Source organism: Neorhizobium phenanthreniclasticum (assembly GCF_040066075.1).
Lineage (GTDB): Bacteria > Pseudomonadota > Alphaproteobacteria > Rhizobiales > Rhizobiaceae > Neorhizobium > Neorhizobium petrolearium.
Genome location: NZ_JBEAAL010000061.1, coordinates 1 through 10,003 on the forward strand (window position 1 = coordinate 1; position 10,003 = coordinate 10,003).

The 10,003-nt window shown below is 57.9% G+C and carries 10 protein-coding genes and 1 pseudogene; 6 read left to right on the forward strand and 5 right to left on the reverse strand.

Translation table 11 applies throughout. The features are described from left to right. The 4 genes from ABK249_RS33405 to ABK249_RS33420 all read right to left on the reverse strand — a co-directional run. A partial coding sequence (locus ABK249_RS33405) for a PAS domain S-box protein (protein ID WP_348864903.1) occupies nucleotides 1-460 on the reverse strand: 460 nt, incomplete at its 3' end. Beyond that, nucleotides 396-1,148 carry a cyclic nucleotide-binding domain-containing protein gene (locus tag ABK249_RS33410; protein WP_407722198.1) on the reverse strand — a complete coding sequence of 251 codons (753 nt, stop codon included), beginning with the start codon at nucleotides 1,146-1,148 and terminating at the stop codon, nucleotides 396-398. The genes ABK249_RS33405 and ABK249_RS33410, both read right to left, overlap by 65 nt. 530 nt (nucleotides 1,149-1,678) lie before the next feature. Further along, complete coding sequence (locus ABK249_RS33415; protein ID WP_210057265.1) at nucleotides 1,679-1,993, reverse strand: hypothetical protein; 315 nt, start codon at nucleotides 1,991-1,993, stop codon at nucleotides 1,679-1,681. A 471-nt stretch (nucleotides 1,994-2,464) separates the two neighbouring features. Further along, nucleotides 2,465-2,698 carry a hypothetical protein gene (locus ABK249_RS33420; RefSeq protein ID WP_210057263.1) on the reverse strand — a complete coding sequence of 78 codons (234 nt, stop codon included), beginning with the start codon at nucleotides 2,696-2,698 and terminating at the stop codon, nucleotides 2,465-2,467. Nucleotides 2,699-3,148: 450 nt separating this feature from the next. Between ABK249_RS33420 and ABK249_RS33425 the strand changes: the two are divergent. The 3 genes and pseudogenes from ABK249_RS33425 to cydB all read left to right on the forward strand — a co-directional run. Beyond that, nucleotides 3,149-3,403, forward strand: a pseudogene (locus ABK249_RS33425) (IS1595 family transposase); the annotation flags it as partial. A 251-nt stretch (nucleotides 3,404-3,654) separates the two neighbouring features. Continuing rightward, complete coding sequence (locus ABK249_RS33430; RefSeq protein WP_210057261.1) at nucleotides 3,655-5,079, forward strand: cytochrome ubiquinol oxidase subunit I; 1,425 nt, start codon at nucleotides 3,655-3,657, stop codon at nucleotides 5,077-5,079. Continuing rightward, a complete protein-coding gene (cydB, locus tag ABK249_RS33435; protein WP_210057259.1) occupies nucleotides 5,069-6,073 on the forward strand; it encodes a cytochrome d ubiquinol oxidase subunit II in 1,005 nt (334 codons plus the stop codon). Before ABK249_RS33430 ends, cydB begins: the two co-directional genes overlap by 11 nt. Before the next feature lie 315 nt (nucleotides 6,074-6,388). Here the strand turns inward: cydB and ABK249_RS33440 are convergent, their stop codons facing one another. After that, nucleotides 6,389-7,486 (reverse strand): IS1595 family transposase, encoded by a 1,098-nt coding sequence (locus tag ABK249_RS33440; protein WP_210057257.1) that lies wholly within the window; start codon nucleotides 7,484-7,486, stop codon nucleotides 6,389-6,391. A gap of 133 nt (nucleotides 7,487-7,619) precedes the next feature. On the opposite strand from ABK249_RS33440, the gene ABK249_RS33990 reads away from it, so the two are divergent. From ABK249_RS33990 to ABK249_RS33450, 3 genes are all read left to right on the forward strand, one after another. Then, nucleotides 7,620-7,988, forward strand: coding sequence for a LysR substrate-binding domain-containing protein (locus ABK249_RS33990; protein WP_210057255.1), 369 nt, complete (start codon nucleotides 7,620-7,622; stop codon nucleotides 7,986-7,988). Nucleotides 7,989-8,160: 172 nt separating this feature from the next. Then, nucleotides 8,161-8,985 (forward strand): sugar phosphate isomerase/epimerase family protein, encoded by an 825-nt coding sequence (locus tag ABK249_RS33445; protein ID WP_210057254.1) that lies wholly within the window; start codon nucleotides 8,161-8,163, stop codon nucleotides 8,983-8,985. Then, nucleotides 8,985-9,893: an aldo/keto reductase gene (locus ABK249_RS33450; protein WP_210057252.1), complete on the forward strand. Its 909-nt coding sequence runs from the start codon at nucleotides 8,985-8,987 to the stop codon at nucleotides 9,891-9,893. Before ABK249_RS33445 ends, ABK249_RS33450 begins: the two co-directional genes overlap by 1 nt. The last annotated feature ends 110 nt before the right edge of the window (nucleotides 9,894-10,003 follow it).

The following is a 10,003-nucleotide window of genomic DNA, read 5'->3' on the forward strand; positions in this document are numbered from 1 at the left end:
TGTGACCACAAACTTCATTCGCCGAATATCCGAAAAGCTGCTCCGCTGCGGCGCTGAAAGACGTGATGATACCGATTTCGTCAATGACGACCATCGCCTCGGGAACCGTATCCAGGATCGACCGCAGGTCCAGTTCCTCCTCGGTACGCTCGTTTCGGTCTTTTGCCATGTTCGTCACCGTCCCGTTCGCTTCGTTGATGATGGATCCAGGGAAAGGGGAATCGGCTCGACGACCGAAAGCGAAAAACCTCTGCTTCGTCAGCCTGGGACATTTCCGCCTGGGTTGCGAGGCAATCACCGGAACTACTGACGGCATAGCCTCGTCGGGTTGAAGGATCTCATCGTTGGGTGCAGCACGTCCTCCCGGCTTCGCCTCGCCTGTGAGTGACCCAGACCTAATGGCGGCGTGGTTCACGGAGAGCGAGCAAGTCGCCGGGCAGGTCTTCATGATCATCGCCATCGCCAGTAAGTTGAGCCAACATGCCGGGCCGCTCGATTCTGATCGTATGGCGGAGGCCAGGATTTTCGAAACCAAGAATTCCTTTGTTGGCCAGTTTCGTAACGGTCCGAGAGACGGTCTCGATCGTGAGGCCCAGATAGTCGGCAATATCAAGCCGGGTCATTGGCAGCTCAATGATCGTGCATCCGGGCACCGTGTTTCGCCTCAGATACTTGACGAGGAAGGTGCACAGACGTTCCTCCGCGCTCTTGCTCGATAACAGTACCATTTGATCTTGCGCCGCAGCCATTTCGTCGCAAACGCGAGCGAAGATGACAGGACGCAGCCCTTCGTCGGATGCAACGGCGGCATCGAATTGTCGGCGCGCCAACCTTTTGACAACAGACGGAGTTATCGCTTCGGCGCTGTAGAGATAACGACCGCGCAACGACACTCCGACAATATCTCCAGCGTCCAGAAACCCGGTAATGACACGCCGTCCGCCGGAAATGATCCGGAAAACTCGAAGTGTTCCCTCAACGACTTGAAAGACGTGCTTTGCGTCGTCGCCTTCGAAGAAAAGCGATTGGCCAGAGGCTAAATGTTCGACAGGCTGTTTGACGAAAAGACGGTCGAGGCAACTGGCTCCATTCGCATGCGGCGTCGGTTTATGAGTATGAACAGTATTATAAGGATTGGCCATGAACATGATGCAGTCTCCGTACAGTCGATGGTGCAAACTTGCGCCAGACCGGTAACAGCCGAATGCTGTTGGCGTGAAACATGGTTCGATTGTGTAACAATTGGTAACCGGCGAGCGACGCAGGCTGTGCATGGCTGCGCCGCTAGAGCTCCATCGTCCGCACTCGCACGCGCCAAGTGCCCCCTTAATACGCCGATTTGTCAACCATCCCTGCGGGCTTACTCAGACTCGCGCTCGACAGACTGCACCCCGCAGTGCCTGGGTCCGTGCGACCCGCTCATGTGTGTAATCGGCGGCGCCACGGACTTACCACCGTGAGCCTGCCCGGAATGCGGCCCCGTCGGAGAGAGCCACCGCTCGGCAATTATTCCTGCCGAACCTCGCTCCCGCCAATGGCGAAGCTTGGGCGAAGGCTCACGGAATGGTTGACTTCGATAAGAATACTAGCTCGTGCCTTGCCACAAACGGCCAGGGCGCCTACTTGCAGAGAATTGACATCTGTCAATATGAGCGGCAGCGGATGGGCTAAACCTCAATTAGCGAGATCGAAAATTATGCGCCACTACGCCATCCTTAAAACGATCGAGCATTTTCGAGCGCGACTTGCCGACGAGACCAATCCAGATCAGCGGGCCAAACTCAAGGAACTCATTCAGCGAGAAGAAGAGAAGCTCTTGGAATTGGCCAAAAAGCATGAACATTAGACTGGCGAAGCAGCGTGGGAATATTGCTGGTCCAATAAAACAAGGAGGTGCCCCACGATTCTTGGAATCGCGAAGGAAGCGCCGCACCGATCCATCGGTCCCTAAGCCAAGAATCCGCGGAGCAAGATCGTCGAAATTCGAATACATCTAAACGCTCTCGCCACGAGACCCAGCGGCAGACGAGGACAATGTGGAATCGAGAACGATGGGCCAGAACTGCCTTTCGGTCAGGGCATCAACAAACGCTCCGTTTTGCCGTCTCGAAAGTAGCCAGGAATTCCCTAGGCGATCTTCATAGAAGTATCGTATTTTTGGCCTGCTCCCGGTTTTTCGGACACAAGGTTGATCCGACAGTTCGCCCCTGTGGCACTCCGAGTTATCCGATACTTCCTTTGTTAAACGACAGCTCCTATTTCCGCTCGCCCTCGGCATCGGGGTCGAGAAGGAATATTAGCTTGCCAAAACAAGATATTGCTCACGTCATTTTCAACGGAAAATCTCGGAATTCTGCGAAGTGCGCATCGCGCCAGTCGCATCGAAACGGGTCCTGGAGAATATCAGACCCTATCTCATCAGCCTCATTATCTACCGAAAGTGACCTTCACAAATGTCGCGCAATCATCGCGCCGCCTCATCGCCGCTTGGCCAACGCAGGTCTGCACGGGGTGCATCCCGGAACATACGGAACCGGCGCCGATCCTGCGAAGCCAGCTTCTGGGGTGACGCGCTACATGCCCATTCTGCGGAAACCAGTTCCGGGATGCCGACGGACGCGAAGTCCCTTCCCTTTTCCAGCAATATCGCGTTGCGGCTCTGCGCGGCGAAAAGCTGCTCACCGATGAAGCCGAACATGGCTTAAAGACCTGGGCATCGCCAGCCGGAATTGTACGTCTGCAACTCATACGGAGCGCAGTACTTCCGTTTCCAGGCGAGGACGAACTGTGGAGTTCAGGGTGCTGGGGAAATCATTCCGGAACTCGATGACCTCCTTGCCGAAATATGCACCAGCTTTCCAACGCCGCAAAACCCGGTTTTGCCGTTGCATTTGCGCCCTGCCCTCCTGGCCGGTGTCGCGATGGTGCATTCTGGAGGAGCAGAAATGCTTGATATGCTGCGTCAGTCCACGTTTGGATTGCATCGGCATCGTTTCGACGGGGAAGCAATGCCGTTCTTCATCAACGCATCCCGCAAAACACTCCCGCAGATGCAGTTAATTTGAAAATTTGGACGCCTTCATTCTCATAATTAAATGCCCACGTTCTGCCAAACCGCCGCATTCTTGCGTGTAAGTGCAAAGCGACAGGCGTTTTTCATCACATCAGCCCGCAACTTGCCGATCTATATTTTCACGACATCGGGTTCCGATGGGCGTAGCGCGCTGTCGCCGGCCACGTGTTGTGAAAGAGCAGAAACGGCAGGAAATTTACGAAAAATCTCTGGTCACGCGTCCCTCCTGCATTACAATTGCAGCAGGTGTTCCGCGGTGCTACCGGCCGGCGAATGCGTCGCTGCCATGACGGAGGCATCACCATCAAATCTGCCGTAGCTGTCTTTGGTTGGCAAAGGCCGCGCGTCTGCGGGAAACCAACGCTATGCCCTCAACCTCCAGCAGCCGGTAAAGACAAGTGGCAACTCTACGATCTGGCCCGACAATGGGCGTGGCATTGAGACGTGTGGCATAGGAAGGTCTTGGCTAGTATCAAGGCGCGCCTACTTTATGGCGTAGTGCCGATGGGCACTATGCACGATTTTATGTTATGAAGTCAGGCTCCGGCAAACCGAGCCGAAGCCTGCGCCATGGAGCCGTCATGACCTTTCTAGGTCTCGAAGCCGAGATTCTGGCGCGAATACAGTTCGCTTTTACCGTCTCGTTTCATTTTCTCTTCCCGGCCTTTTCAATTGGTACCGCGAGTTACCTGGCCGTTCTGAACGGGCTCTGGCTCTGGAGCCGTGACGAAGCCTATTTCAAGCTTTTCGAGTATTGGAAGACAATCTTCGCCGTGACATTCGCCATGGGCGTCGTTTCCGGCATCGTCATGAGCTATCAGTTCGGCACCAACTGGTCGTCGTTTTCCGACAAGGCGGGACCCGTCATCGGTCCGCTGGTCGGCTACGAGGTCCTTACCGCTTTCTTCCTGGAGGCGGGCTTCCTCGGGATCGCCCTGTTCGGCCGCAAGCGTGTGGGCAACGCCGCCCACATGGTGGCCGTCGCCATGGTAGCGATAGGCACATTGGTCTCGGCCACGTGGATCACTTCGGCGAACAGCTGGATGCACACACCTGCCGGGTTCAGCGTCGATTCCAACGGCGTTTTCATTCCCGAAGATTGGTGGCAGATCATCTTCAACCCGTCGTTTCCATACCGGATGACCCACACGGTTCTGGCGGCCTTCCTCACCACGGCCTTTGCCGTCGGTGCTGTCGGGGCTTGGCACCTCCTGAAGGATCGGCAGAACCGTCAGGCGCGGATCATGTTTTCGATGGCGATGTGGATGGCGGCTATCGTGACCCCGATCCAGATATTCGTCGGCGACCTGCATGGCCTGAATACGCTTGAGCATCAGCCCGCGAAGATCGCTGCCATGGAAGGACACTACGAGACGCACACGGACGGCGCGCCGCTCGTCCTGTTCGGCATTCCGGACGACGAGGCGGAGACCACGCGTTACGCCGTGGAGATTCCAAAGCTGGGTTCACTGATCCTGAAACACGAGCTCGACGGCGAGATAAAGGGGCTGAAGGAATGGCCGCGTGACCAGCGTCCTCCGGCGCTGATGCCTTTCGTCACCTTCCGGATCATGGTCGCTCTGGGATTGCTGATGCTCGGGATCGGCTTGTGGTCTCTTTGGGCGCGGTGGAAGGGAAAGCTATACGACACGCCGTGGCTTCATCGCGCTTCCGTCTGGATGGGGGGATCCGGATTCGTGGCGGTGCTTGCCGGATGGTACACGACCGAGGTCGGTCGCCAGCCATGGACGGTCTACGGGCACCTCAGGACCGCCGACAGCCTTTCTCCCGTCTCCGCTCCCGCCGTCGGAACGTCGCTTCTCATATTCATCGCCGTCTACTTCATCGTCTTCGGCGTTGGAGTCTACTACCTCATAAAGCTCATGCGCAGGCCGCCGACGCCTCTGGATAGCGATCAAGAACTTGATGCCGGGCCCATCAGGACGGCAGGTGTCACGCCCTGCGTCACCCAAGAACACCCACTTGGAGGACATCATGGCCATTGACCTCTCTTTCGTCTGGGCGGGCATCATCGCTTTTGCCGTCCTTGCCTATGTCGTCCTCGACGGCTTCGATCTCGGAATTGGCATCGTCTTCCCGTTCTTCAGCAGCCGGCGCGATAGAGACGTGATGACGAACTCCATCGCGCCGGTCTGGGACGGCAACGAGACGTGGCTGGTGCTCGGCGGTGGCGGTCTCATGGCCGTGTTTCCGCTTGCCTATGCCATCATTCTTCCAGCGCTTTACATGCCGATCATCCTGATGCTGGTCAGCTTGATCTTCCGGGGAGTCGCCTTCGAGTTCCGTTGGCGCACCCACCACGAGTCCCACCTGTGGGACTTCGGCTTCTGGATCGGATCATCTGTCGCAGCCCTCATGCAGGGGATAGCTCTGGGAGCGCTCGTCCAAGGCATCGCCGTCGAGGGCCGGCAATATGCCGGCGGCTGGTGGGACTGGCTCACTCCGTTCTCGATCCTGACCGGAGTAGCCGTCCTTGTGGGCTATGCGCTGCTTGGCGTCACCTGGCTCAATCTGAAGACAAGCGGCGACATCCAGGCGCGCTCTGCCAATTTGGCGCGGCCCCTCAGCCTCGCGCTTCTGGCGCTGATCGGCGTCGTGTCGCTCTGGACGCCGTTCATCAACGAGATGTACTTCGAGCGCTGGTTCGGGTGGCCGACGGCCTTCTTCTCGTCCTTCGTGCCGTTGCTGCTGGCACTTTGCGCATTTGTGCTCTGGCATGGGCTCACCCATGACAAGCACGTGCAGCCCTTCCTGGCAGCGCTCGGTCTCTTCGTTTTGAGTTTCGCAGGCCTCGGGGTCAGCTTCTATCCGTACATGATCCCCGGCGTGCTCACGATCAAGGAGGCCGCGGCACCGGAAAGCTCGCTGAAGTTCCTGCTCGTCGGCGCGGTCATTCTCGTGCCGATGATCCTGGCTTACACGGCTTACGCCTATTGGGTCTTCCGCGGCAAAATTGACCCCGAGGAGGGATACCACTGATGAACGACACTATCCGCAAGACCGCATGGTTCGTCGCTCTGTGGCTGGCGGGTGTTAGCACGGTCGCAATCGTCGGCCTCATTATCCGCGCCCTTTTGACCTAAGGGTTTGCCTGCAGCGCGGCGACCAGGATGAGACGCGGAGCGGGATCAGGTTGACGGTGCGATGACAGCTGCAAACGTCAACGCACCGCGCCCGCGCTTGTGTGTGAGGGACTTTTTGGCAGCGGAACCGATCAAATCATTCGGCCACGCAAATCTTCCTGCGCAGTATGGGGTCAGAACAAGAGCAGTCCGAAATCGTACGCGGCCTTTATCAACCAAAGACAGCCACGGCGGATTTGATAGTGATGCCGCCGTGGTGGCTTCGGCGCATTTGGCGGCCAGTGGCAGCACGGAACACCTGGAGTAACTGCAGCGCCGGCGGCACCCGTGACCAAAGGGTTTTCATGCTTTCCTTGCCGCTTCTGCTCTTTCGCACGGCTTGACCGGTGACAATACGCTGGGACCAACGGAAGCCGATTTCATGAAAATAAAGGTCTGCAAGTTCTGGGCTGATGTGATGAAAAACACCTGCGATGGTTCGGCGAACTCGAGCGTTGAACCCTTCGACTGAATTGACGTGGACGGAATCCCGGACATATTCGCGACTGGAGTGGTTGACCGTCTCATGTGCGGCAAAGCTTTCGCCTACAGCCACGAACGCCTTAGCCTCGTCACTCATCAAGTGCGCATGCAGCTCAACTTGTGTTGTCATTGCGTTCACGGCAGCACGCAATGAAAGGCCGGTCACGACAGCGGCGCGGGCATCACCCGCTTTTGATCCGGGAGTGACGTCTGCCGGTCGCTGCACGATTCCCACGACCGGCGTCTTTTCCGTTTTTGCCTGCCCCTGGCGGCCTCGCCCCGGTGGCGGCCCATCAGGTTGCTTTCTTGGCCTTCCACCAAGATAGAAATGGTCGACTTCCACCGTGCCATCGAGCATGTGCTCGCGCGCCACCATGAGGCGGAGCGCATGACCGATCCGCCAGGCGGTCGGTTGGCTCACCCCGAGTGTCTCGGCGAGACGGATCGAGGACAAGCCTTTGTCCGATTGCAGCAACAGCCACATCGCCTTGAGCCATGTGCGCAAGGGAAGTTTCGTGGCATGCAGAGGTGTGTGCGTTGTCACCGTGAATTGGAAACGGCAATCACTGCTGGAGCATTGATAGAGACCGGGACGCGCACGGCGCTTGCCTACGTCTCGGCCAGCTATCGCGATCGAGTGTTTGTAACCACAGGCCGGACAGATCCTGCCATTCGGCCACACCATGCTCTCCAGCAAACGACGGCAATGCTCTTCGTTTCGGAATGCGGCAATCATGTCTTCAACTGTTCGAATATTGGAAAGCGTTGCCACTATCATTTCAGACATAATCGTCACCTCCGGAGCGGACCGCAGAATCGCACGGAAAGCGGTGTATCACAAGGATATTGCTGTCTTTGGTTGATAAAGGCCGCGTACGATATCGCACTGCTCTTGTTCTGGCCCCATCCGCGACATCGAAGTGAAATGGTACACGGGCCAAGACGCCGATCCGTCCCAACACACACCCGTCCCGTTGGTGATGCAGAGCCTTGACGGACCGATTGCGTCGCAAATGACCCAGGCGCTCGACCAGAAGGGGCTAAAGTGGGAGCCGGTCCTGGTCACCGATTCTTCCCTGACGATTGAAGCTGCCGTCCGCGGAGGTCACGCCGTGACAGCCTTGCCCGTCTTCGATACGGCAAGCCCACCGAGTCAGCTCAGAGCATTGGAGCCAAAAGACGGGTTCCCAACCCTGGCGCCTCTGACTTTGGCGCTGGTCACACCGCTCGGGACGATCAGTCTGGCAGGCCAGAGATTTCGTGAACTGCTATTGTCCGAGCTACGTTGATCCAACCACTCTGCGCATGTCGGCGGCTCGGTTCGAATTTGACCTGCCAAAATGCAGCAACCAAGAAAACGCACTTGTGAATTCGTTCTACATATGAAACTAAGGAGTTGCAGCCAATCCAGCCAAACTGCTCTTCCTGAGCGCCTTTCGTCGAACATCGGAACGTATATCGGTGACCATCCACTCTCTTCATCACCTAACGATGATCTACGCCCATCCGCGAGACCTCATCGAGGCGGCGGCCGCAGGCGGGTTCAGCCATTGCGGCATCCGCCTGGTCGCTCCAAGACCGGGCGATCCCTTGGTCGACGTCCTTAACGAGCCGGGCGGCATCGGAGCCATCGAAAACAAACTTCGCGAGACCGGCGTCAAGCTCCTCGACATAGAAGCGATCTGGATAAGCCCCGACACAGAGGTGCCCCGACTCAGGCCGGCGCTCGAAGCTGGCGCCCGACTTGGCGCGAGCCACGTGCTCGTCGTCGGCAACGATAACGACGCGGCCAGGCTCCGGGCGAATTTCGCGGCGATCTGCGCGATGGCCGAGCCGCTGAACCTGATCGTAGCACTCGAATTCATCACCTATTGCAGTGTTGGTTCGCTCGACAAGGCGGCGGCTGTGGTGACCGATGTCGGTGCTCCGAATGGCCGACTGCTGATTGACGCCCTGCAGTTCTTTCGCTCCGGCGCCGCGCCGGCAGACATTTCCGCATATGATCCGGCGCTCTTCGCCTACATGCAGATATGCGACGGTCCTATCGTGGCGCCGGCGTCGCTCGAGGACCGGCGAACCGAGGCCAGGGAAAACCGACTGCTGCCCGGACAAGGAGAATTTCCTCTCGCCGCGCTGGTCGACGCGCTCCCGGCCGGGATGCCGCTGAGCGTCGAAGCTCCCAGCAGGACCCTGCGCGGACTTGATTTTCGCGAGCAGGGCCAGGTCGCCGGCGCGGCGTTGCGTAAGTTTCTTGAAGTGTCCGATATCAAGAGGAGACCGGTTTGATGAATGCGCCTGTGATTTTCCCGACGCTGGGTATTGGTGCCGGAAGCTTGGCGAACGCTGGGGGTGAAACCGCCTTTATCGAGACTGTTCGCGCAGCCTGGGCAGCCGGGATCCGGTATTTCGACACGTCAGCCTTTTATCTCGGCGGTGAGAGCGAGCGAAGACTGGGCGACGCCCTCAAAGGCTTTTCGCGTAACGAGCTCCGCGTGACCACGAAGCTCGGGCGATACCAAAACCACACCGGTTCGAGCATTGATCCGCAAAACAAGAACAGCTTCTTCGATTACTCGGCCGACACGACGCGGCGATCGGTGGAACGGAGCTTGGCACGGTTGGGTGTCGAGCGTCTCGACGCCGTTTTCATTCATGATCTGGATCATCGGATCTGCGGTGCGGATTATGATGATCTCGTCAAGGCTGCGCGAACTGGCGCATATCCGGAATTGAGGCGGCTCAAGGACGAAGGAGTTGTCGGTGCGATCGGTGTTGCCGCGATGGATTGGCGCGCCTGCCTCGAACTCGCGGAGAGCGTCGAACTCGACGTGGTGATGCCGGCAGGTGAGTACTCGCTTCTGCGTGTCGCGAGCCAGCCACTGCTCTCGTTTTGTCAGGCAAATGACATCGCCTGGATCGCAGCATCGCCGTTCAACTCTGGAATTCTCGCCACCGGCGCAAGAGAGAACGCGTTCTACGACATGCGGCCGGCGACGCCGCCAGTGCTCCGGCAGGTCGAGGCGCTTGAAGAAATCTGCAGAAAGCACGATGTGCCGCTTGCCGCTGCAGCGCTTCAGTTTCCAGCGCGTCATCCGGCGGTTTCGAGCGTGGTCTTCGGCGCGAAATCGGTCGAAGAGTTCGACGAGACTCTCTCCCTTGCCTCGGCCAAACTGCCAGTGTCGCTTTGCAGTTAATCGTGAGAATCGCCTGTCAACGATTTCAGAAGGTTAGCTGTACACATAGTTTGAGAATGTACAGTTAAATTGAGATTCAAGATGGGTCTTTGGCATTTAATGTGAGAACC

Bases quoted from the DNA above. Each gene is read 5' to 3' on its own strand.
- ABK249_RS33430 (WP_210057261.1), top strand. From the start codon at position 3,655: ATGACCTTTCTAGGTCTCGAAGCCGAGATTCTGGCGCGAATACAGTTC.
- ABK249_RS33450 (WP_210057252.1), top strand. From the start codon at position 8,985: ATGAATGCGCCTGTGATTTTCCCGACGCTGGGTATTGGTGCCGGAAGC.
- ABK249_RS33420 (WP_210057263.1), bottom strand. From the start codon at position 2,698: ATGTTCGGCTTCATCGGTGAGCAGCTTTTCGCCGCGCAGAGCCGCAAC.
- ABK249_RS33410 (WP_407722198.1), bottom strand. From the start codon at position 1,148: ATGTTCATGGCCAATCCTTATAATACTGTTCATACTCATAAACCGACG.
- ABK249_RS33440 (WP_210057257.1), bottom strand. From the start codon at position 7,486: ATGTCTGAAATGATAGTGGCAACGCTTTCCAATATTCGAACAGTTGAA.
- ABK249_RS33415 (WP_210057265.1), bottom strand. From the start codon at position 1,993: ATGTATTCGAATTTCGACGATCTTGCTCCGCGGATTCTTGGCTTAGGG.
- cydB (WP_210057259.1), top strand. From the start codon at position 5,069: ATGGCCATTGACCTCTCTTTCGTCTGGGCGGGCATCATCGCTTTTGCC.